This window comes from Alteromonas sp. KUL17 (assembly GCF_006538305.1).
Classification (GTDB): Bacteria; Pseudomonadota; Gammaproteobacteria; order Enterobacterales; family Alteromonadaceae; genus Alteromonas; species Alteromonas macleodii.
The window spans coordinates 37,165-58,942 of the sequence record NZ_BJKJ01000002.1 but is presented as its reverse complement, the minus strand read 5'-3'; the positions used below and the strand labels follow the sequence as shown (position 1 = coordinate 58,942).

The following is a 21,778-nucleotide window of genomic DNA, read 5'->3' as shown; positions in this document are numbered from 1 at the left end:
ATCATGAAGTCACTTATTAGATGGATAGGTTATGTTATCGCTTGTACGGTTACCTTTACTACAACAATGGTTCTCGGCAAAGAATGCACGCCTCTAGGTGAGCGCCTTCGCTCCACGAACTCAGATTTATTGCGCTTAGTGACTGAAGACAGCGCACTATGTGTATTAGAGCGAGGCTTTCAATGGACAGAAGGCCCTGTTTGGGTTGATGAATTAAATGGGCTTTTATTTTCTGATATACCAGAGAGTAAAGTATACCTTTACACTGAAGCTTCTGGGGTGCGTGAGTATCTAAGTAATAGCCGATACTCTAACGGTTTACTTATTTCTCCCGCAAGAAAGCTCATATTACTTCAATCCAGAAATCGCACGGTAAGCGAAATGATGGGAACTATCGATAAGCCAAGTATGACTTATGAGGACTTAGCCACGAGTTATCATTCTAAGCGTTTGAATAGCCCAAACGATGGAGTATTTAATAAGAAAGGAGACCTGTTTTTTACCGACCCGCCTTATGGCTTACCGATGGGCATAAATGATCCACACAAAGAATTACCCTTTCAAGGCGTGTTCCTGTTACCAAAAGACGGGAAGCTTACCTTATTAGAAAGTGAACTTAGCTTTCCCAATGGAATAGCATTAGCGTTGGATGAAAGCTATATAGTGGTAGCAATATCCGATAAACAGCATAAAGCGTGGTACAAGCTAGACCTAGACACAGATAATGCAGTAACAAAGAAAACTCTTATACATGAACATAAAAACGTAGAGGGAAGAGTAATGGAGGGCATGCCTGATGGCTTAGTTTTCCATTCTAACGGTTTGTTGTTCGCTACAGGACCTGGTGGGCTTTTTGTTTTCGATACCAATCTGATCTTAGTTGGTCACATTTCTATCCCTAATATTACTTCAAATGTAGCTTTCGATAGTTCCTATAAAACGCTATACATAACCGCGAACGACACACTGATGACTCTAAGTTTGAATTGATTGTATATATTTTATTGTTAACAATTGGTGTGGTTTGGGGTAAGATAAATGTTACGAGCAGGTTGGGTGTTTTAACCAGCCTTTAACAATGGTAAAGAAGATCATCAATGAACTCCAGACAAATTATTGCCAATGCAATCATCGTGGCCCTAGGTGGGTTTATATTCGGATTAGATGCAGCACTTATATCGGGTACTGTAAAGTTCATCACTATGGAATTTGGTCTCAGTGATTTACAAGTAGGCGCGGTAGTAAGCGCGCCTGGTTTCGGCGTGCTTTTTGCGCTTCTCGTAACCGGACAAATTTGTAACGCGTTGGGTCGACGAACCACCTTGCTCATCATTTCATTCCTTTACTTGTTCTCCGCTATTTTTTCAGTCTTGGCGTTTTCATTTGAGTCACTTGTTGCTGCCCGATTTATTGGAGGATTGGCGTTTACGTCATTGTCGGTGGCTGCCATGTATATTGGAGAAGTTGCTCCTCCTCAATGGCGCGGCAAGTTAGTGTCTATGATCCAAATTAATATCGTTGTAGGGCTATCGGCAGCGTACTTTGCAAACTACGGAATTGTTCAATTAAGTAAATCAGACCTGACGTGGGTTCAAGCAATTTCGTTAGATACCGCTACGTGGCGATGGATGCTAGCGGTAGAGATTTTACCAGCAATTATCTGGTTTTTATTATTGTTCAAAGTGCCGAGAAGCCCAAGGTGGTTGGTCATGCAAGGTCGTGATGAAGAAGCGTTATTAGTTATGCAAACGATGATGCCTGTGGAACAGGCTCGTCAAGAGCTTACTGACATTAAATTGAATGTGCAAAAAGATGGCGGTACATCAGCGAACATGTCTGAATCTTTTAAAATTTTATTTTCCAGTCCGGTTAGGACTGCGGCATTAGTGGGTGTGACAATTGCGGTTGTTCAGCAGATAACAGGAATTAACGCCATCATGTTTTACGCGCCTACAGTTTTTGAGCAGGTCGGTATTGGTTCTGATGCAGCGTTCTTCCAAGCTGCTATTGTGGGAGTTATTAGTATGTTTTTTACTATTCTCGCTATTTTACTCATTGATAAATTAGGCAGAAGACCCTTAATTGTTTGGGGGTTAGCATGGGCAGCCATTAGCTTATTTGCCTGCTACTTAGGGTTCGGCTCCGCGACTTATGAAATTGACGCGCAAGCGTTGGTTCAGCTAAAAGACTTCTCTGAACTGACTGTATTAAGCCAGTTGGAAGGCATTACCTATCAATCAGATATCGCGTTCAAACAAGCACTGCAAAGTACAATCGGTCCAGAAATGGCTAAGCAATTTGAAGGTGAAATTTTACAAGCCAGCACGACTATGAACGGTATGTTAGTGCTGGTGGGAATTTCTAGCTTTATTGCAGCATTTCATTTCTCTATTGGGCCTGTCATGTGGGTGCTTTTTTCTGAAATATTTCCTACGCGAGTTCGAGGTGTAGCTATTCCTGCTTTTGCACTCATCGCAAGCGTAGTGAGTTACTTAGTACAGCAATTTTTTCCATGGCAGTTATCTAACATGGGCGCAGCTGACATTTTCTTATTTTACACCATATGTGGCGTAGTAGGATTTATTGTCCTCTTTAAGCTCATGCCAGAGACTAAGAATAAAAGCATTGAAGAAATTGAAGCTTACTTCGCCTCAAAACAGTTGGCAAAAGGGTAGGACTAAATGAAGCAAATGGTTAATAAAAAATCCTTACTTGCTATTGGTGAATGTATGGTTGAGCTAACGCCGGGAAATGAAGACGAAAATCTTTATCGCGTTAGTTTTGCTGGAGACACACTAAACGCGCTTATCTATGCAAAACGGTGGATACCGTCTTTAACGTGCGATTTTTATAGCGCTATTGGCGAAGACAACTTTAGCGGCAAAGCGCTCGAGTTTTTTGAACACCATGGCATTAACTCAACATATGTCGTTCGCAGTAAAAATAGGAAGATAGGGCTATATTCCATCGTCAATGACGAGAACGGAGAGCGCAGCTTTGATTACTGGAGGGACCATTCAGCAGCGCGAATCATGATGTCTCTGCACAAAGCACGAAATACCGTTGTTGAAGATACTGGCGTGTTATTTTTCAGCGGTATAGCGTTAAGCATAATGTCTGAAGAAGACAAACAGTTGCTTATCGACTTTGTTGAGCTGAACAAACGAAACGGAGTGAAGATAGCATTTGACCCCAATTACCGTTCAGTTATGTGGAATGGCAAAAATCATGCTCAACAGTGGTTTGATAAAGCCTATGCATTGGCCGATATAGCGCTACCGGGTATGGATGATCATTCGAATGTTTATGGACACGGCGATGTACGCGATGTATTCAATCACTTAAACGCTTTGGGCTGTAAAGAAATTATTGTAAAAGCAGGTTCGCGGGGTATGCACGCGTTCTCTGACGGGGAGCTTCTTCATCATCAGTCTTTTAGAAAAGTTAACCAGAAAGATACGACAGCAGCTGGTGATTCTTTCGCTGGTGTCTATTTGGGCTCTCGTATCGCAGGACAAAGTGTGATCGATTCCGTTCAAGCTGCTGATACTGTAGCACGTGAAGTCGTTCAATATCAGGGAGCAATCATACCCAACGATGTGGTCGCGAGAGCTAAACATGGCTTCACTGCGAATATGAAACAGGAGTAAAACAATGTCTCAGAGAATAAGTTTAGCGTCGAAACGTGCGATTGAGCGAGGTTACGATAATAAAGGGCCTGAGTGGATGACTGAATTTGATGTTATGCCATTAAAAGGCGATTTTGCTTATCAAAAAGGCGTTATCCGCAGGGACCCATCATCTGTTATTAAAGTACAGGGTGTATATCATTGTTGGTACACAAAGGGAGAGGGTGAGACCGTCGGTTTCGATTCTGAAAACGAAAACGACAAAGTTTTTCCGTGGGATTTAACTGAGGTCTGGCATGCCACATCTGAAGATGGAGAAACCTGGAAAGAGCAGGGTGTAGCAATAACTAGAGGTAAAGCTGGAGACTATGATGATAGAGCCGTATTTACTCCTGAGGTTTTCCATCACGAAGGTAGGTTTTATCTTGTTTATCAAAGTGTACAAGCTCCTTACACCAATAGACAGTATGAAGAGATAGCTATCGCTTATGCTGATAGTCCATTTGGCCCTTGGACTAAGTCGTCGTCACCCGTGGTATCACCTGCTAAAGACGGAGAATGGGAGGGGGAGGAAGATAACCGCTTTAACGTGAAATCTAAGGGGAGCTTCGATAGCCATAAAGTCCACGACCCATGCTTGTTGTTCTTTAACGACAAATTCTACCTTTATTATAAAGGTGAAACCATGGGCGAATCTATGAACATGGGTGGAAGGGAAATTAAACACGGTGTAGCGGTATCAAACTCTCCACTTGGCCCTTATAAAAAATCAGATTTAAATCCTATATCAAATAGTGGCCATGAGGTTGTTGTTTGGAACTACAAAGGCGGAATAGCAACACTATTAACAACAGATGGGCCTGAAAAGAACACGATTCAGTTTGCAGAAGATGGTTTGAATTTCGAAATTATGGCTCACATAAAAGGCGCTCCCGAGGCGATAGGGCTTTTTCGTGAAGGGATTGATGAAACGACGCCACCAGGGCTTACCTGGGGATTGTGCCATAAATATGATTCTAGTTGGAACTGGAACTATATTTGTAAATTCAAAACAAGAAAACAAATACTCGACGCTGGTACATTTCAGAATACGGGAAGTTAATGCACAAAAGGAGACGGTAACGTCTCCTTTTTTAATCTACAGAAAGTCTGTAAAATTACTTGTTATTTCACATTTAATATGAACTTACATGGTTTCTTGGCAATCACTTACATTTAATGAACTTACGAACCACCAACTATTCGACCTGCTCAAGCTGCGAGTCGATGTTTTTGTCGTTGAGCAAAACTGTGCCTATCCGGAGCTTGACGAAAAAGACCGCCATCCAAAAACTCATCATTTAATGGGGTTTCAAGATAACAAATTGGTAGCGTGTGCACGATTACTTGGCGAAGGGGTAAGTTATCCATCGGTGAGTATCGGTCGAGTAGCTACCAGCGAAGCTTTCAGAGGTAAAGGGGCGGGCAGAGCACTTATGCGTGAAGCCATTGATCATTGTGAGGCGTTATGGCCAGGCTGTGATATTGAAATTGGCGCGCAAGAGTATTTAAAACGGTTTTATGAAGGTTTTGGGTTTGAAGCCACCTCGACTATGTACTTGGAAGACGATATTCCTCACATCGATATGAAAAGAGCAGGCACGGCAACAGTGTAGCTCAGTGTCTAGCTCGAAATATTGGTTGGCATGACCTTTTATGGCCCAGGCGTTTAACCTAATAACTATGTTTACCCGTGCCAACCGATAGGCTGTGCTTTTATGTGCACTTAGATACTATCAACCCTAACGCTTATTCGGCATCGGGTAATTGGGAGACTAATTCATCTAGTCCGCTTACCACCGTGTCAGGCGCTATTGCTAACGGGTAAAGTACCTTACCGGGGCGTGCAATGAACGCGGCTTGCCAGCCTGCCTGTTTAGCACCAGCAATATCCCAACCGTGTGCCGCCACTAACATAGCGTCTTCTGCTGCTATACCCATTTTTTCAATAGCCCACTCATACGTGCGTGTATCGGGCTTATATAAGTTAATGTCTTCTACACTTAGTCGCTCGTCGAAATAGGACAAAAGATCAGCATTCTTAAATTGAGTATACACGCCTTGATTAGACGAGTTGGTAAGGCTTACTAGTTTATAACCCTTGTTTTTAAGTGCCTGTAAGCCATCGCGCACGTCAGGATGGGGTGGTAGGCTTCGCAATGGCGTGACAATTGCCGTTTTCGCTTGCGCTTTGGTCAATTCAATACCTTCAATTTCAGCCACCATCAGCAAGGAGGCTACGCCAATTTCTCCAAAGGTATGAAAGCGGCCAGTCGTTGAATCAACCAGTGAATGATGCAGCATAGTAGAGAACCACAGTGGCAACAAATCATCTCGACCGCCCAAGGCTTCGCCTACCGAGCTGCGCATGGCGGTGAGGTCAAGCAAGGTCTCATTAACATCGAAAAAGATAACCTTTGGTGCTCGCAATTCCCGTGCAGACATTGCTGTATTCTTATCAGGCTGCGCGGCACCTCTGGTGTCTGTCTGAGCGAAGACTGGTGATGACAATAGACTAATGCCTACAGCGGTTGCGCAACATAGCCTTGAGAGTAATGAAGAAGGTGAGCGAGCCATAATTATCCTTTATAAAATTTGAACGAGTGTTCAAATTAGGCGGGATAACACATGAATGCAATAGCTAATGAGACGAAACGACTATTTTCTGGTGGTCAACCGATAGCCGTTGCCTCTCAGAGTTTCAATAAATATGGCATCACTGCTGTGAAGCTTTTGTCGCAGCCTACTGATATACACATCAACAACATTAGTTAGCGGATCGCTGTGACTTCGCCATACTCGACTTAATATGCGTTCTCGAGACAGCACTTTTTCAGCATTTTCTGCGAAGTAGTAGAGCATGTCGTATTCTAGTTTGGTGAGTGAAATCTCTTCCCCAGACAATGTCGCAATACGTGACTCGTCATCGATGTTTAACGGTCCGATGGTGAGGCCTAATTGGGTAACCGGTGTATTCGTCACTCTTCGGCTTAAGGCCGTTATGCGCGCAAGTAGTTCGTCAAAGTCAAATGGCTTGCACAAATAGTCATCCGCGCCTTGTTTTAAACCATTCACGCGCTCGCGCACTTCGTCCACCGCGGTTAGCAACAAAACCATAGGGGCATGGGGAAGCGACTTGATTGCGGGCAGCAGCTCTACGCTATCTTCATCACCAAACATGCGATCAAGTACAATAATAGCAGGGGCTTCATGGCGAATGCGCGTGACTAAGTTGTGTAATGCCGACTCTTCGATGCACTCAAAACCTTCAGCGCTTAAGCCTCGTGATAGAAAGCGTAGCAAGGGGGCTTCGTCATCAGCAATAAGAATTTTCATTGTTGTTATGATCCTAGTCGTTCGAAGTTACTTAACGGTTGTTATTAATCTAAGGACGTCGCGTGGTCTTGTAACACCGGCAGCGTCAACGTGAACTGCGAGCCTTTACCTAATGTGGAATGCGCACTCAATGTACCGTGGTGGGCTTCTGCTATCGCTTTAGCGATAGACAAACCTAGCCCCATTCCATTGCCTTTGCGCTTTAACCTAACGAAGCGTTCAAAAACGTGCTGCAAATCACTTGAAGAAATGCCTTCACCGCTATCAATGACCGATACGTTGATATTCGGGCCTTCGCTCTCAACGCGCAGCACAATGGGCGTATCGGGATAAGAATATTTGTGCGCGTTTTCGATAAGGATGGTCAGTACCTGCGCAATTCTGTCTTTGTCGATGAGCACTTGGACCTCATTATTGGCAAGCCATTTAAGATCTAAGTCTCTTGGCTTTGTGAGCTTTTGCCATAACGCCATATTTTGTGTAAGCAGGTTATGTAAGTCAGATTTAACCAGATCTACAGTAAATTCGTGCATCTCGGCACGCGCTAGCAGCAGCAAATCATCAACCAACTTACTTAAGTTCACGGCTTGCTCAAGTATGGTTTCTAGCGTTTCTTTATAAATCTCGTTGCTAGCCGCAGCCTGCCTAAGGGTTACCTGCGCTTCGCCGCGAATAATGGTTAACGGCGTGCGCAATTCGTGACTTACATCGGCCATAAATTGTCGGCGCTTTGCGTCCAGCTGAGTGAGTTTATTGTTGGCTTCTTTTAAAGCCCGGGTTCGGCTCTCCACTTCAAACTCTAAGTGCTTACGATGGGCATCAGCCTGGTCTTCGTGTTCTTGTAGTCGCGCTATCATGGAATTTAGTGCTTTGACCAAGTCAGTAAATTCGCTATCTAGGGTTTCAGGCAATCGATAGTGGTAGTTTCCCGAGGCAATGGCATCGGTACCCGTGCGAATAACTGTAAGCGGCTGATACAGGGCATTGAATAGCCAATAACAACCCAGCAGAATGAAAGGACAGGTGATAAGGCCTAAACTGATAGTAAACCACACAATGCTGCTGTTTAGCGTTTCAATGCTAGCGTTAATGCGCGATACAACGCCTGTTTGGCGGTTTACTGCAGAGTTGATGGCCTCCCTAAACTGGTTGTCGATAGTTACTTCTAGTAATGTTTGAAGGCGCTGCTGTTGATTAAGTGGAGTACTGTCGTTACTTAGTGCAATAGCTCTAAACTCTTCCACAATGCCTTGAATTAGCGCTTCAAGTTCATCGGTATCTTCAACACTTCCTAATGTTGCCTCAAGCCCTAGTGCTTCGCGTTGGGCAAGTTCCAGAGATTTTATACGGTTCAACGAGTTTTCTATTTGTTGTTGTTTGTTTCTCACTTTCGCTTGGTTCGCATTCTTGCCAAAAATTAGCTCATCGGTTAGCTGTTTGAAAAGCCTGTATGAAATACTTGATAACTGCTGGTGCTCTGACAGCAGGGATTGAGCGAGTTGAGCTTGCGCTAAGTTAGTGCGCGTTAAATGCGCGGATATGGCTGCACTGGCTAAAGCAATCAACAGAATAAAAGTGGAAAGTAGCCCAAAAAGGTAGAGTTTACGTTTGTACATTGGCAGCAGCGTTATGATTATTTGTCACTATATACGCTAAATGTAATTTAATGGTGCAGTTTCACGGCAATAAAATAGTAAGTCTAAGCAGATGGGCTACCAGCGACATGTCGTCTGAATTGGTGTAGAAATAGAACGTAAAAAAGGGCGCGAAAGAGAAAAAAAGTACGTTCATAAAAGTCGTGATCACTATGAAAACGCAATCGTTTAAGCCGTGCGCTCAAGAATAGACAAGGCAATATCTGTTTGATATTGGAGCTCTTCATCTATTTTCCAGTGTTCGGGGCTCCAACCCGCTAAGAACCGATAAAAGTCAGCGCAGGCGAAGGGGTACAGGTACTTCCATTCAGCAATGATAAGCGCAATATCAGCACGCTTGAAACAAGCCGAACTATCATTGTTAGCCAATCGAGTGTGTAGCGCATCTTCGAGCGCTTGAAAGTAGTTATCGAGCAATGCATCACGATGTTTCATGTGGGTTTGGGTTGATAGGGCACTGCCCAAAAAATACGCCACGTCCTTTATGCCTGCGCCATAACCCACGTACTGAAAGTCGACAGCTGCACAGTCAGAAAAATCTTCGGTAAAACAAAAGTTAGCCACTTTAGCATCGCCGTGCACCAAAGTGTGATAGTGAGCGTCGCCTAACGTGGTAGATATATCGACAGCATGTTGCTTTAGTAATCCATCCGACATGGCATTGAACTCATCTTCACGGGTTGCCAAGTGCCAATAAGTGCCTTCAGGCCATAATTGTAAACTTCGGCTATCAAATTCATCTTTTACATTGACAAAGCGTGCATGAAAGTTGGCAAGCCATTTTAGAACAGTGATGCATTGCGCAGCGGTAAGTGAAGAGGCCGTGCGAGAATAGCCGCTGTGTGCTAAGTCTTCCATAACAAGAAGGGAGGCTTCGCCCTGTTGGCTGTGCCCTAAACATTTAGCTGTACGGCACGACGCATCAGTTTGGACTTGAACGTCGCTATAAAAACAGTTCTCTACCTTAAAAGATTGGCACTTACGGTTGTGGCTAGCTTCACCATTCCAGCCTTTAGGGTGTGAGAGCCTGTGTGGCGGAGTGGCGCATTTCACAACTACTTTTAGCGCTGCTTCGTCTCCACCTTGTTGCGCGCCAAGTGGGTTTTGTTGAGCTTGGTGATACTGGCTTTCTTGGAAAGGGCTTCTCTCGTCGTGATTCTTTGAAAAAGTACTATTGGGATAGCCCAAAGTGGCACGAAAGCATGCTCCGTAGCCACTCCAAAGAGGTTGAATCATTTGTGTGTCTAATACTTGCGCGCTACATACTTGGCTTAACCAATCTATATACTGCTGGTTTACCGTATCTGACATTTTATTCTCAACTCGGACTCGATGTTAAACGTACACTAGCAAACAAAAAAGCCGCTCGAAAGCGGCTTTTACATCAATTAGCTAGTAGCGCACTAGCGACTGAAAATTATTCAGCCACTGCTGCTACTTCGGCAACGTCATCTACCGACTGAGGAAGCGTTGTTACTGCTGATGCACGTGACGTTACGTGCGACATCGCTGCAGTTTTACCCGATACTGCGAGTGCAGGTCGTGTGTCGTCAGCTTTAGCGGTAAGCGCTACATCAACAAATGCGTCGTTTACTGCTGCAGGCAATGCCATAGGGTGCGATGCACCACGCTTTCCTTTGCCACTCGCTGCTAGGCTCGAAGAAGGCGCTGCTGTTGGTTCAGCTTCTTCTTTAGCCGCTGGCGTATGTGCTTTCGCTTCTTGCTGCTGTGCTTCTGGTTCTGCAACTACAGGTGCGTCAGCCAAGTTTATTTCAACTTGCTCTGGCGATGCCGTTGCTTCGTCTTTAGCTTCTGACGCCGTATCAGCTTGCGTTGTTTTAGCTTCAACTGCCGGTTCCGCTTGTGCTGCCGGAGCTGTTACTTCAACGTTGCTTTCTTGCACTGAAGTTTGAGCTTCTTTAGCCGGTTTAGCTTCAGTTGTCGCGTTATCGTCTGCTGACGTTACTTCATCAGTTGAGTCTACAGCTTCCGAAGGTTTATCGTTCGCTACGGGCTCTGCATCCGCTGAAGGCTCTGCATCCGCTGAAGGCTCTTTACCCGCTAAAGGCTCTGCATCAAACTGAAGTTCGTCCTGAACGGCTTCAACGTCAAGTTTTGCTTTCTCTTGCTTAGAAACAGGTTGCTCTTCAGCTGGCGCTAGTTGCCCAGGCTCTTTTGCTTGTGTTTCTTCGACAACAGGTGCATCTGTCTTAGCTGTCGCTTCAACTTCTGCTTCTGGCTGCTGCGGTGACAACTCACCAGGCTGTTTAGCTTGCGTGTCTGAATCGTCAACTTGCTGCGACTCTTTCTTACGACGTTGACCAGCCGCACGAACGTGACGTGGAGAGCGGCGTGAACGGCCACGGCCTTCACGTTTTTGACCATGCTCTTCACTGTTAGCGTCGGTATTTGCATCAGTGCCTTCAACGGCATCACAAGTTACCGCTGATGAGTCATCTTCACCCTTAACAGCATCCGATACTGGCTTCGCTTCAGCAGGTTTATCCGCTGGCTTTTGCGCGGCTTTGACTGCTGGCTTTTGCTCATCCTTCTTCTGTTCAGCAGTGTTTTCAACCGGTGACTCTGCTTTCGGCGCTTTAGGCTTGGCGTCAGCTTTAGCTTTGTGCTGCGATGGCGCTTCTTTAACTACTGGCGCAGCCTGGGCTTCGTTTTGTTCAACAGTAGTTGCCCCGTTGTCATCTTTCTTCACACGAACGCTGCGGCGTTTATCACGACGTTTTCTGCGTTCAGCAACTTCACGCTTCTTCTGCGCTTGGTTTTCTTGCTGCTCGCCGTCTTGCTTCTCGTGCTTAGGCTTTTGTTGCTCATCGCGAGGTTGTTGTGCCTTACGAGGCTTACGACCTTTGTTATTGCGCTTATCATCTTGATCTTGGCGCTGGTCTCGCTGCTGATCGCCGCGCGGTTTGCGATTATCATTCTGCTCACCATCGCGATTTTGGTCTTTACCTTGGTCTCTGTTTTGAGACTGATTGCCACGACGATTGTTCTTGTTGCGCGGCTTGCGGCGACGGTCGTCATTATTGCGGCTGCGGTTGTTTCTATTTTTATTACCAGACTGTGGCTTCTTGTCTTTATTGGTTTCTTCTTCGCTTTCGCTACCGAATAAATCACTAATCCATTTGCCAAATCGGGCAAATAGTGAAGGCACATCGTCGGCTTTCTTTGCTGTTTCTTCTTTTGGCGCAACTACAGGTGCAGCCGTTGGTGCAACAAGGCCTTTCAGTGCTGGCTCTTCACGCTTAACCGGTGCAGAAGTCGTTGTTTCCGTCTCAGCTTCTACCGCAGGCATTAACTCTACGTCGTAACTCGCTTCAGATATAACGTCATCTGGACGTCTGCGTAATACCTGGTAGTGCGGTGTATCTAGGTTTGCATTAGGAATAAGCAGTAAATCTACGCCGTGACGCTTTTCGAGAAGCTGAATTGACTTACGCTTTTCGTTAAGTAGATAGGTCGCAACTGGAACGGGTAACTGCGCTTCAATTTGCCCCGTGTTTTCTTTAATGCTCTCTTCTTCCAAAATACGAAGAATAGACAGTGCCAAAGACTCAGTGCCACGAATGGTACCGTGACCAGAGCATCGTGGGCACACGTGGTGCGCAGATTCGCCTAGAGAAGGGCGTAAACGCTGACGGGACATTTCAAGAAGGCCAAAGCGGGAAATACGACCCAATTGTACTCGTGCTCTGTCGCTTCTCACCGCGTCTTTCATGCGGTTTTCAACTTCACGTTGGTGACGTACTGGCGTCATATCAATGAAGTCGATTACAACCAATCCACCTAGATCACGAAGACGCAGTTGACGGGCAATCTCGTCTGCCGCTTCTAGGTTTGTGTTAAGCGCTGTCTCTTCAATATCACCACCTTTTGTTGCACGGGCAGAGTTAATATCTATAGAGGTTAGTGCTTCTGTTGGGTCGATAACAATTGAGCCGCCAGAAGGCAAACGCACTTCGCGTTGGAATGCAGATTCAATTTGGCTTTCGATTTGGTAGTGACTAAATAACGGCACTTCACCACGATAGAGCTTTACGCGATTTGCAAAGTCAGGGCGCACTAATTGAATGTGCTGTAAAGCTTGCTCATAAATACTGGTTTTATCGATAAGGATTTCGCCAATATCGCGACGTAGGTAGTCGCGGATAGCACGAACAATTACGTTACTTTCCTGGTGAATCAAGAAAGGGGCTTCACGTTCTTCAGCAACGCTAGAGATAGCTTCCCAATGGGTAAGCAAGACTTTTAAATCCCATTCTAGCTCTTCGTAAGATTTGCCAACGCCCGCAGTGCGAACAATCAAACCCATACCTTCAGGAAGGTCCAATTTGCTTAGTGACTCTTTAAGCTCTGTACGCTCGTCGCCCTCTATTCGGCGTGAAATACCGCCAGCGCGAGGGTTGTTTGGCATAAGTACTAGGTAACTGCCTGCAAGCGATAAGAATGTAGTTAATGCAGCGCCTTTTTGGCCGCGCTCTTCTTTATCAATTTGAACAATTACTTCTTGGCCTTCTTTAATCACATCTTTGATGTTAGGGCGGCCTTCGAATTTGTAACCTTTAGGGAAGTAAGTGCGGGCAATTTCTTTGAGGGGTAGGAAGCCGTGGCGCTCTGCACCGTAGTCAACAAAAGCAGCTTCTAAGCTGGGTTCAACGCGGGTAATTTTACCTTTGTAGATGTTCGCTTTTTTCTGCTCGTGTCCTGGACTTTCTATATCTAAATCATACAACCGTTGCCCATCGACAAGAGCAACGCGCAACTCTTCTTGCTGAGTTGCATTAATTAACATTCTTTTCATTGTATCTAACTCTGTTTTCGTACAGCCGTTATGACACAAAATTAAAGTGACATGTGCAAACCCTCACCGCGCAACCTCACGGCTGGACGGGGACCTTGTTGTAACGTCGCATTATCCCTGGTGGGCAAACACTCACGCGAATAAACAAGCGCCTTTATCTTAAGCGCAAACCCATACGACCGTGAATTGACACGTATAATCGTACAGATGCATTCATGTTCACACTGCTTTAAGGATGTCGGGAGCGACTAGCCCTTATTACTCATTTCATTTTTTCAAGCGGCATCATTTTTGCCACTCAATTGTCATTTAATTCTGTTAGCTAAACGGCAAACTTATTTTATGTTCGCAAGCATGGCCTCGCTTTTTACGGCAGTGTAGTCGTTGCCTCTCTCGCGGGGTCGGTATGAATGTGTTATTTCATCGAACACTTATCATTGCTGATGTCACCGACGCTCAAACCATGCTTTTATCGTTTACAAGTTAAAACAACACACTCAGATGCGTGCTGATTTTCGGTCTTGTTGTTGTTTTTATAACGCTGTGTTTCACATTGTTAAAGTGCGGCAACGAAATGCCTGTTCCACACCTTTCTTTTTACGTGAATTTAATCGTGTTAAAAACATCGATAATTATCGCACTAAAAGTCAAATTTTAGCAAGGAAAGCGAATGAATAAATCCTATAAATTGAGATGTTAAATACAGAAAACATGCGCTTTGGATAAAAAGTATGCGCAAAGGTGGGTTTTCTAAGTCCTAGCTAAGCGCTGATATAATAATTATTTAGTAAAACGTAACTTTCAGTATGTTGGGCACTTTGCAATAGGGTATAATGCTTCTATGAAAGAAGAAGCTCTCCAAAAAGTACGTTTTGTAACGGTTGATGCCGACTTGGCTGGTCAACGTATCGATAATTTTTTGCGCACCCAGCTAAAAGGTGTGCCGAAAAGCATGATTTATCGCATTTTACGCAAAGGTGAAGTGCGGGTGAATAAAGGTCGTGTTAAGCCTGAATATAAGTTACAAGCCGACGATTTAATCAGAATTCCACCGGTTCGCGTGTCGGAAGGTGCGCCTGCGCCATCGCCAAAGCTCGATAAAATTGCATCATTAGAGTCGCATATCCTTTTCGAGGACGACCGTATACTTGTTATCAACAAGCCATCGGGAATGGCAGTTCACGGAGGAAGTGGCTTGAGTTTTGGTTTAATCGAAGGCTTAAGAGCCTTGCGTCCCGATGCCAAATTTATGGAATTGGTACACCGATTAGACCGTGACACGTCGGGCTGCATTTTAATTGCTAAAAAACGTTCTGCCCTTCGCCACATGCATGAGCAGCTTCGCACTGGCAAAATGGACAAGCGATATAATGCGCTAGTTGCAGGTGAGTGGCCTAAAACTCGATTTAAAGTTAAAGCGCCGCTTCGTAAAAACGTGCTGCAATCGGGTGAGCGCATGGTAAGTGTAAGCGACGATGGGAAACCGTCAGAAACTCGCTATCGCATATTAGAGGAATACGCGGGTGCAACCTTGGTTGAAGCGTCGCCTATTACAGGTAGAACCCACCAAATTCGCGTTCACTGTTTGCATGCGGGTCATCCTATTGCTTGTGACCCAAAATACGGTGATGCGGATTTCGACGCGGCAATGCGCCAAAAAGGACTGAACAGACTGTTCCTTCACGCTCGCAGTATTTCACTGCTGCACCCAGCGACTGAAGAGCGCGTCACATTTACCGCGCCATTAGACGACACTCTCTCAAATACACTTAAAGCGCTGTAAGTTATGCATTCAAAAAAACAGGCTGTGGAAACACAGCCTTTCATTTCGTTAGATAAAACACTGCCTAAGTACAAACTTGTTATCTTCGATTGGGATGGCACGCTCATGGATTCGGCGGCAAAAATTGTTAGCTGCATGCAGCTTGCTGCAAAGCAGTGTGATATGCCTGTTCCTACCTACGATGAAGTAGGTCACATTATTGGTATAAGTTTAAAGCCTGCCATTAAACAGCTTTTTAATATCAAAGACGATGAGTTAGCCGAACATTTAGTCGCCGCCTATAAAGAGGCATTTGTCACTCGAGATACAACGCCGTGTCCTTTGTTTGATGGCGTTGAACAGTTACTTAGCAATTTGAAAGAAGCGGGATGCACATTGGCCGTTGCGACAGGTAAAGCGCGCCGCGGTCTTGATCGAGCGTGGGCACACACAGGGACGGGACCTTTCTTTAGTGCGTCACGTACCGCAGATGAGGCAGAATCAAAGCCTTCGCCCGACATGCTCCTACAGTTACTTGATGAACTTAGTGTAAAAATAGAAGACGCCGTTATGATTGGTGACACAACCTACGACATGCAAATGGCGAAAACGATTGGTATGGATAGGATAGGTGTGTCATACGGTGTACATGCGCAGGTTCATTTAGAAGCGTTGTTACCTGTTGCACTTGTACACTCTATAAGTGAGCTAGAAACAGCGCTATTCAAATAGCGCTGGTTTGTAGCACTGCTTTGATACAACTGCTCTGACAGAATTAGTGGATTACTGTGCAGCCAATGCTAATAAATCGACATCGAAGTGTGCGCCCAATAATTCATTTAGCAGCATTATCGGAAGACCGATTAAACTGTTAGGGTCGCGGCTTTCTATTTTATCGAACAGTAATACACCCAAACCTTCGCTTTTAAAACTGCCGGCGCAATCGAGTGGTTGCTCTTTATCTACATAGGCGCGAATGGCAGTTTCACTGTTATGGCGAAAGAAAACGCGTGTTTCATCTACCTGCGTTATCGTTTTATTGGCGCTAGGTTGGTGAAGGCAAAGTGCAGTATAAAATGACACTTGCTTACCTTGGCATGCCATTAGCTGGTTTACTGCATTTTCAAACGTGCCAGGCTTGCCAAGTAGCTGCGGGCCCGCATCGGTTTGGACCAAAGCTACTTGATCACTACCTATAATAATGGTGTCGTTATTTACCTTTTCTAATTCAGCGGCAACCTTGTGCGCCTTTTGTTCGGCTAAACGTAAACTCAATGCAGTAGGGCTTTCGTTCGTAAAGGGCGTTTCGTCAATATCTGGTGCGTGGGTGTCTACCTGAATACCAATGTTGGCGAGCAACATTTTTCGGTATTGCGATGATGAGGCAAGAACAAGGGAGGCCACAATTACTCCTTTTATAAAATCAATATGTTGCGTACTTTCAGTTAGTAGTACAATGTTACATTATCACTGCGCACCACATACAGCGTTTTATTGTAGGTTAAAACGCAATTTTGCTTTGACAGGAAGGGGTTGACCCTATATCATGCGCGCCCTATGCAGAAAGTGAAACTCCCTCATTCGGTTGAACCGACTAAAAGTGCCATGAAACGTTCCGATTACCGGGGCGTGATTGCGTCTAAAGATATGGAACGATTGAGTGAAGCAGTTGTCCGATGCAATGACTATGTGGACGCAGAAGTACAGTTCGAAAAAGACGCGCAGGGTCTTACTGTCTTTCACGGCCATTTAGCCACGCAGGTAACACTTATCTGTCAAAGGTGTAATGGTGAACTCGATTATCCCGTGGAAGCGGAATTCTGTTTTACTCCAGTGCAGGGAGAAGAACAGGAAAGCGATGACATCATTCCCGAGGCTTACGAACCGGTAGAGGTCAACGACCACGGAGAAGTTAATCTGCTTCAAATTTTTGAAGACGAGCTACTGTTATCTTTGCCAATTGTGCCCCTTCATGCAGAGTCGGAGTGTACAGTGAAGCAAGACGATATGTCGTTTGGAAAGATTGAACCGGAACAAGAGCGACAAAACCCTTTCGCGGTTTTGAAAGAACTTAAGCGAGACCAGGAGTAAGTTATGGCAGTACAACAAAATCGTAAAACGCGTTCTAAGCGCGGTATGCGTCGCTCACACGATGCATTGACAGGCGCGACTTTGTCTGTCGATTCAACGTCGGGCGAAACTCACCGTCGTCACCACGTGACCGCTGACGGTTATTACAAAGGCAAGAAAGTAATCGGCGCGTAATACGGCGACTACATTTTGTCTAAACTAACCATCGCGTTAGATATCATGGGGGGCGATCATGGTCCCCCTGTTATCCTTCCCGCAGCCGTAAAGGCTATTCAACTTCACCCAGACGTGCACTTCACGTTATGCGGTGATGAAGATACCATCATAGCAGGTATACAGCCCCTTACTGATTCTGAGCGCAAACGCGTTACTATTGTGCATTGCTCACAAGTGGTTGAGATGGGCGAAGCGCCAACGTCAGCGCTACGAAACAAAAAAGATTCTTCTATGCGTCGCGTTATTGAACTTGTCGAAAGTGGCGAGGCAAACGCGTGCGTAAGCGCAGGTAATACCGGTGCACTGCTTACCTTATCATTCTATTTGCTTAAAACCTTATCAGGCATTGATAGGCCCGCACTCATTAATATGATGCCTACAACAGGGCACCATAACGTTTTTCTTTTGGATTTAGGCGCTAACGTAAACTGCACGCCTGAAATACTTTTCCAATACGGTGTTATGGGCTCAGTGCTTGCGCAAGAGGTGGCGGGCATAGCATCGCCACGGGTTGCCTTATTGAACGTAGGCGAAGAAGATATTAAAGGTAACGCACAGGTAAAATCTGCCGACCAGCTTTTTAAAGATGCGCCAGGCATAAACTATATTGGTTATGTAGAAGGCGACGACATTTTCACCGATCATGCCGATGTAGTGGTAACAGACGGTTTTACCGGAAATGTAGCGCTTAAATCGAGCGAAGGGCTGGCTAAGTTAGTGATAAACGAAGTAAAACGCCAGTCACAGAAGAACTTTTATACCCGATTATTGGCAAAAATTGCCTTCCCATTACTGAAATCTATCTATAACAGCGTGAACCCCGACCAGTATAACGGTGCGAGTCTGATAGGATTGCGCGGCATTGTTATCAAGAGTCACGGAAATGCACAAAAAGACGCCTTTTATTACGCCATCGTGCAAGCAATGAAAGAAGCAAAGATGCATTTACCTGAAAAGATAAAGACAAAGATAGAAACGGTATTGTTGGAGCAGCTTTGAGCAAATATTCACGCTTTATAGGAACAGGTAGCTATTATCCCAGCGACGTGCGTACAAACGCAGATTTAGAGCAAATGGTGGACACCAGTGATGAATGGATCACTGACCGTACCGGGATAAAAGAGCGACGTATTATTGGAGCAGATGAAACCGCTGCTACCATGGGGGCAGAAGCCAGTAAAAAAGCCATTGAGATGGCTGGCATTGACCCGAAATCTATCGACATGATTGTGTGTGCCACCACGAGTGGTCGCTATGCGCTTCCAAGCACAGCATGTGAAATTCAACGCATTCTTGATATTGACGGTATCCCTGCATTTGACGTAGCTGCTGCATGTGCAGGTTACTGCTACGCATTAAGTGTTGCCGATCAATACATTAAGTCTGGCATGGCGAACCGTATTCTTGTTGTCGGTACCGACTGTTTAAGCCGTTTGATAAACCCTGAAGACAGAACCATGGTTATCTTGTTTGGCGATGCGGCAGGCGCAACGATTATTGAAGCGAGTGATGAACCTGGCATTCTTTCCACACATATCAACGCATCAGGCTCTCATGGCGATTTGCTGTACGTGGGTAATCCAACCCGTGGTGACGAGCAGTCGGTTCACGAGAACTGGGGTGTGATGCGTGGTAATGAAGTCTTTAAGGTTGCGGTAACCAAGCTTTCAGAAGTGGTAGAACAAACCCTTGCTGCCAACGGTATGCAAAAATCTGATCTTGACTGGTTAGTACCTCACCAAGCAAACTTTAGAATTATTAAAGCGACAGCTAAAAAGCTGAATATGTCTCTTGATCAAGTAGTGCTTACGTTAGAGCAGTATGGTAATACCTCTGCTGCTACTGTGCCTACAGCGCTTGATACCGCTATCAGAGACGGGCGCATTCAACGCGGACAGCACTTATTACTAGAAGCATTCGGAGGCGGATTTGCATGGGCGTCAGCGCTTGTACGCTATTAGCCTTGCAGATATTTGCCTCGATAGGGGCACTCCAACTCCGACGTTTTCTCGTTTCTAGTAAATTAAAAATAATAAGGAATCGACATGACAAAGACAGCCTGTGTATTTCCAGGACAAGGTTCTCAAAGCGTAGGTATGCTAAAGGAACTTGCTGAGACTTCTCCAATTATCGAAGCAACGTTTAAAGAAGCCTCTGACGCGCTCGGCTACGACCTATGGGATTTAGTTCAAAACGATGCAGACGGTAAACTTAACGAAACCCATATCACTCAGCCAGCGTTGCTTGCTGCTAGCGTAGCAATTTGGCGTGTTATTCGCGAGCAGGGCATAGACGTAGATTACCTAGCGGGTCACAGCCTTGGTGAGTACTCAGCATTAGTATGTGGCGGCGCCATGGATTTTGCTGATGCTATCAAGCTTGTAGAAGCCCGTGGTAAATATATGCAAGAAGCTGTACCAGCAGGTGCGGGTGCCATGTATGCCATTATCGGGTTAGACGATGCCGCCATTGCTGATATTTGTCAGCAAACTGCTATTGCTACAGGCGATGTAGTTGCACCAGTTAACTTTAACTCTCCAGGCCAAGTGGTTATTGCAGGGGAAAAGAACGCCGCCGAGCAAGCTGCTAATGCGTGTAAAGAAGCGGGCGCCAAGCGCGCACTTCCTCTTGCGGTAAGCGTTCCTTCACACTGTGAGTTAATGCGTCCTGCAGCAGATAAGTTAGAAGACGCATTATCGTCATTGAACGTTAATGAGCCTGCAATCAATATTGTGAACAATGTTGATGTCACTATAGAAACCCAAGGTGATGCAATCAAGAACGCATTAGTGAGACAACTATATTGCCCCGTTCAATGGACACGTACTGTTGAATATTTGGCGGCAGCGGGCGTTGAGCGCGTTATCGAAGTAGGTCCTGGTAAAGTACTTACTGGATTGAACAAACGTATCGACAAGAGCCTAGAATCTCTTGCAGTTAATACACCTGATGGTGTTGAAGCATTAAAACAATAAGGAAACGCAATGAGTCAATTAGACGGTAAAATTGCGCTTGTTACCGGCGCAAGCCGAGGTATAGGCAAAGCGATTGCCACGCAGCTTGCTCAGCAAGGTGCTACGGTTATCGGAACCGCAACCAGTGAAAATGGTGCGCAAGCGATCAGCGATTATCTTTCTGAATTCGGCGGCAAAGGCTTTGCACTAAATGTCACCGACAAAGAAAGCGTAGATACCACGATTAAAGCAATTAATGAAGCACATGGTGGTATCGATATCTTGGTCAATAATGCAGGTATCACACGTGATAATCTGCTAATGCGCATGAAAGATGACGAGTGGCAGGACATTATCGACACCAACTTAACCTCAATTTTCACACTGTCGAAAGCGGTACTTCGCGGTATGATGAAGAAGCGTTTTGGTCGCATCGTGAACATTGGTTCAGTGGTGGGCAGTGCGGGTAACGCCGGACAGGCAAACTATGCTGCAGCGAAAGCAGGGGTCATTGGCTTTTCTAAATCAATGGCGCGTGAAGTGGCTTCTCGTGGTATTACCATCAACGTTGTAGCGCCTGGTTTTATCGATACCGATATGACAAAAGCGCTGACTGATGACCAAAAAGAAGCCATTTTCAAAGATATTCCGGCTAACCGATTAGGCGAGCCTGATGAAATTGCAGCCACTGTTGCCTTTTTAGTAAGCGATGGTGCAGCCTATATTACAGGCGAAACTATCCATGTAAATGGTGGTATGTATATGGGGTGAATTCGCAAAAATTGCGAATTTTCCTTAGTTTGGGGTGGTATTTACCCGAACTTGGATGTAAAAATAGTATTTTACGAATTTCGAATGTCGCTGGTTTGACCAGAAAATTTGTTTAAACTGGTGCTTGCAAGGATGCACCTTGCAAAATAAACTAGCGGCACTTTTATTATCTAGTGACGTTTAAGGGAAACCTAGAATTATGAGTAACATTGAAGAACGCGTTAAGAAAATCATCGTTGAACAACTTGGCGTGAAAGAAGAAGAAGTAAAAGCTGAAGCTTCATTCGTTGACGATTTAGGCGCTGATTCACTTGACACTGTTGAGCTAGTAATGGCTTTGGAAGAAGAATTCGATACTGAAATTCCTGACGAAGAAGCAGAAAAAATTACTACTGTTCAATCAGCAATTGATTACATCAACGCTAACAAAGACGCTTAAGTCTTAAGTAGCGACAAAACGGCTCTTCTAACAGAGCCGTTTTTGTATCTCCTACCTTAGTTCCAAAGCG

At 45.2% G+C, this 21,778-nt stretch carries 20 protein-coding genes; 14 read left to right on the top strand and 6 right to left on the bottom strand.

Features of this window, described 5'->3' with window-relative positions:
• The first annotated feature begins 3 nt into the window (after window positions 1–3).
• The 5 genes from KUL49_RS02145 (at window position 4) to KUL49_RS02125 (ending at window position 5,284) form a co-directional block, all read left to right on the top strand.
• Window positions 4–990 carry an SMP-30/gluconolactonase/LRE family protein gene (locus KUL49_RS02145; protein ID WP_131136140.1) on the top strand — a complete coding sequence of 329 codons (987 nt, stop codon included), beginning with the start codon at window positions 4–6 and terminating at the stop codon, window positions 988–990.
• Window positions 991–1,097: 107 nt separating this feature from the next.
• A complete protein-coding gene (locus tag KUL49_RS02140; RefSeq protein WP_131136139.1) occupies window positions 1,098–2,675 on the top strand; it encodes an MFS transporter in 1,578 nt (525 codons plus the stop codon).
• A 6-nt stretch (window positions 2,676–2,681) separates the two neighbouring features.
• Complete coding sequence (locus KUL49_RS02135) at window positions 2,682–3,650, top strand: sugar kinase (RefSeq protein ID WP_131136138.1); 969 nt, start codon at window positions 2,682–2,684, stop codon at window positions 3,648–3,650.
• Window positions 3,651–3,654: 4 nt separating this feature from the next.
• Window positions 3,655–4,731 (top strand): family 43 glycosylhydrolase, encoded by a 1,077-nt coding sequence (locus KUL49_RS02130; RefSeq protein ID WP_131136137.1) that lies wholly within the window; start codon window positions 3,655–3,657, stop codon window positions 4,729–4,731.
• An 88-nt stretch (window positions 4,732–4,819) separates the two neighbouring features.
• Window positions 4,820–5,284 carry a GNAT family N-acetyltransferase gene (locus tag KUL49_RS02125; RefSeq protein ID WP_131136136.1) on the top strand — a complete coding sequence of 155 codons (465 nt, stop codon included), beginning with the start codon at window positions 4,820–4,822 and terminating at the stop codon, window positions 5,282–5,284.
• 133 nt (window positions 5,285–5,417) lie between these two features.
• Here the strand turns inward: KUL49_RS02125 and KUL49_RS02120 are convergent, their stop codons facing one another.
• From KUL49_RS02120 to rne, 5 genes are all read right to left on the bottom strand, one after another.
• Window positions 5,418–6,245, bottom strand: coding sequence for a haloacid dehalogenase type II (locus KUL49_RS02120; RefSeq protein ID WP_131136135.1), 828 nt, complete (start codon window positions 6,243–6,245; stop codon window positions 5,418–5,420).
• A gap of 81 nt (window positions 6,246–6,326) precedes the next feature.
• Window positions 6,327–7,004 (bottom strand): response regulator transcription factor, encoded by a 678-nt coding sequence (locus KUL49_RS02115; protein ID WP_014949203.1) that lies wholly within the window; start codon window positions 7,002–7,004, stop codon window positions 6,327–6,329.
• 44 nt (window positions 7,005–7,048) lie between these two features.
• Entirely contained in the window at window positions 7,049–8,620 is a 1,572-nt protein-coding gene (locus KUL49_RS02110) for a cell wall metabolism sensor histidine kinase WalK (RefSeq protein ID WP_039232471.1), read from the bottom strand.
• Between the two features lie 207 nt (window positions 8,621–8,827).
• Window positions 8,828–9,970: an oxidoreductase family protein gene (locus tag KUL49_RS02105; RefSeq protein ID WP_131136134.1), complete on the bottom strand. Its 1,143-nt coding sequence runs from the start codon at window positions 9,968–9,970 to the stop codon at window positions 8,828–8,830.
• Window positions 9,971–10,076: 106 nt separating this feature from the next.
• Entirely contained in the window at window positions 10,077–13,475 is a 3,399-nt protein-coding gene (gene rne / locus KUL49_RS02100) for a ribonuclease E (RefSeq protein WP_131136133.1), read from the bottom strand.
• 841 nt (window positions 13,476–14,316) lie between these two features.
• Between rne and rluC the strand changes: the two genes are divergently transcribed.
• Both rluC and KUL49_RS02090 read left to right on the top strand, forming a co-directional pair.
• Window positions 14,317–15,258: a 23S rRNA pseudouridine(955/2504/2580) synthase RluC gene (gene rluC, locus KUL49_RS02095; RefSeq protein WP_131136132.1), complete on the top strand. Its 942-nt coding sequence runs from the start codon at window positions 14,317–14,319 to the stop codon at window positions 15,256–15,258.
• 3 nt (window positions 15,259–15,261) lie between these two features.
• Window positions 15,262–15,969, top strand: a complete 708-nt coding sequence (locus tag KUL49_RS02090; protein WP_131136131.1) for an HAD family hydrolase — start codon at window positions 15,262–15,264, stop codon at window positions 15,967–15,969.
• 51 nt (window positions 15,970–16,020) lie between these two features.
• On the opposite strand, the gene KUL49_RS02085 is transcribed toward KUL49_RS02090, so the two are convergent.
• A complete protein-coding gene (locus tag KUL49_RS02085; RefSeq protein WP_131136130.1) occupies window positions 16,021–16,641 on the bottom strand; it encodes a nucleoside triphosphate pyrophosphatase in 621 nt (206 codons plus the stop codon).
• Window positions 16,642–16,794: 153 nt separating this feature from the next.
• Here KUL49_RS02085 and yceD point away from each other — a divergent pair, with 153 nt between their 5' ends.
• The 7 genes from yceD to acpP all read left to right on the top strand — a co-directional run bounded on the left by yceD (window position 16,795) and on the right by acpP (window position 21,708).
• On the top strand, window positions 16,795–17,328 hold the full coding sequence (yceD, locus tag KUL49_RS02080) for a 23S rRNA accumulation protein YceD (RefSeq protein WP_014976324.1): 534 nt from the start codon (window positions 16,795–16,797) through the stop codon (window positions 17,326–17,328).
• A 3-nt stretch (window positions 17,329–17,331) separates the two neighbouring features.
• Window positions 17,332–17,502 carry a 50S ribosomal protein L32 gene (gene rpmF / locus KUL49_RS02075; protein ID WP_012518206.1) on the top strand — a complete coding sequence of 57 codons (171 nt, stop codon included), beginning with the start codon at window positions 17,332–17,334 and terminating at the stop codon, window positions 17,500–17,502.
• 15 nt (window positions 17,503–17,517) lie between these two features.
• Complete coding sequence (gene plsX / locus KUL49_RS02070) at window positions 17,518–18,543, top strand: phosphate acyltransferase PlsX (RefSeq protein WP_131136129.1); 1,026 nt, start codon at window positions 17,518–17,520, stop codon at window positions 18,541–18,543.
• Window positions 18,540–19,505, top strand: coding sequence for a beta-ketoacyl-ACP synthase III (locus KUL49_RS02065; RefSeq protein WP_131136128.1), 966 nt, complete (start codon window positions 18,540–18,542; stop codon window positions 19,503–19,505). Before plsX ends, KUL49_RS02065 begins: the two co-directional genes overlap by 4 nt.
• A gap of 84 nt (window positions 19,506–19,589) precedes the next feature.
• On the top strand, window positions 19,590–20,519 hold the full coding sequence (fabD, locus tag KUL49_RS02060; RefSeq protein ID WP_076012705.1) for an ACP S-malonyltransferase: 930 nt from the start codon (window positions 19,590–19,592) through the stop codon (window positions 20,517–20,519).
• A gap of 9 nt (window positions 20,520–20,528) precedes the next feature.
• The gene (fabG, locus tag KUL49_RS02055) at window positions 20,529–21,269 is read left to right on the top strand and encodes a 3-oxoacyl-ACP reductase FabG (RefSeq protein ID WP_014976326.1); all 741 of its coding nucleotides are present in this window, start codon (window positions 20,529–20,531) and stop codon (window positions 21,267–21,269) included.
• Window positions 21,270–21,468: 199 nt separating this feature from the next.
• Window positions 21,469–21,708 (top strand): acyl carrier protein, encoded by a 240-nt coding sequence (acpP, locus tag KUL49_RS02050; RefSeq protein ID WP_012518211.1) that lies wholly within the window; start codon window positions 21,469–21,471, stop codon window positions 21,706–21,708.
• Window positions 21,709–21,778 lie beyond the last annotated feature (70 nt).

Coding starts and splice junctions, on each gene's coding strand:
- fabG (WP_014976326.1), top strand. CDS start 20,529: ATGAGTCAATTAGACGGTAAAATTGCGCTTGTTACCGGCGCAAGCCGA.
- KUL49_RS02125 (WP_131136136.1), top strand. CDS start 4,820: ATGGTTTCTTGGCAATCACTTACATTTAATGAACTTACGAACCACCAA.
- KUL49_RS02130 (WP_131136137.1), top strand. CDS start 3,655: ATGTCTCAGAGAATAAGTTTAGCGTCGAAACGTGCGATTGAGCGAGGT.
- acpP (WP_012518211.1), top strand. CDS start 21,469: ATGAGTAACATTGAAGAACGCGTTAAGAAAATCATCGTTGAACAACTT.
- KUL49_RS02145 (WP_131136140.1), top strand. CDS start 4: ATGAAGTCACTTATTAGATGGATAGGTTATGTTATCGCTTGTACGGTT.
- KUL49_RS02120 (WP_131136135.1), bottom strand. CDS start 6,245: ATGGCTCGCTCACCTTCTTCATTACTCTCAAGGCTATGTTGCGCAACC.
- rpmF (WP_012518206.1), top strand. CDS start 17,332: ATGGCAGTACAACAAAATCGTAAAACGCGTTCTAAGCGCGGTATGCGT.
- KUL49_RS02115 (WP_014949203.1), bottom strand. CDS start 7,004: ATGAAAATTCTTATTGCTGATGACGAAGCCCCCTTGCTACGCTTTCTA.
- rluC (WP_131136132.1), top strand. CDS start 14,317: ATGAAAGAAGAAGCTCTCCAAAAAGTACGTTTTGTAACGGTTGATGCC.
- KUL49_RS02140 (WP_131136139.1), top strand. CDS start 1,098: ATGAACTCCAGACAAATTATTGCCAATGCAATCATCGTGGCCCTAGGT.
- rne (WP_131136133.1), bottom strand. CDS start 13,475: ATGAAAAGAATGTTAATTAATGCAACTCAGCAAGAAGAGTTGCGCGTT.
- KUL49_RS02110 (WP_039232471.1), bottom strand. CDS start 8,620: ATGTACAAACGTAAACTCTACCTTTTTGGGCTACTTTCCACTTTTATT.
- fabD (WP_076012705.1), top strand. CDS start 19,590: ATGACAAAGACAGCCTGTGTATTTCCAGGACAAGGTTCTCAAAGCGTA.
- KUL49_RS02105 (WP_131136134.1), bottom strand. CDS start 9,970: ATGTCAGATACGGTAAACCAGCAGTATATAGATTGGTTAAGCCAAGTA.
- yceD (WP_014976324.1), top strand. CDS start 16,795: ATGCAGAAAGTGAAACTCCCTCATTCGGTTGAACCGACTAAAAGTGCC.
- KUL49_RS02135 (WP_131136138.1), top strand. CDS start 2,682: ATGAAGCAAATGGTTAATAAAAAATCCTTACTTGCTATTGGTGAATGT.
- KUL49_RS02090 (WP_131136131.1), top strand. CDS start 15,262: ATGCATTCAAAAAAACAGGCTGTGGAAACACAGCCTTTCATTTCGTTA.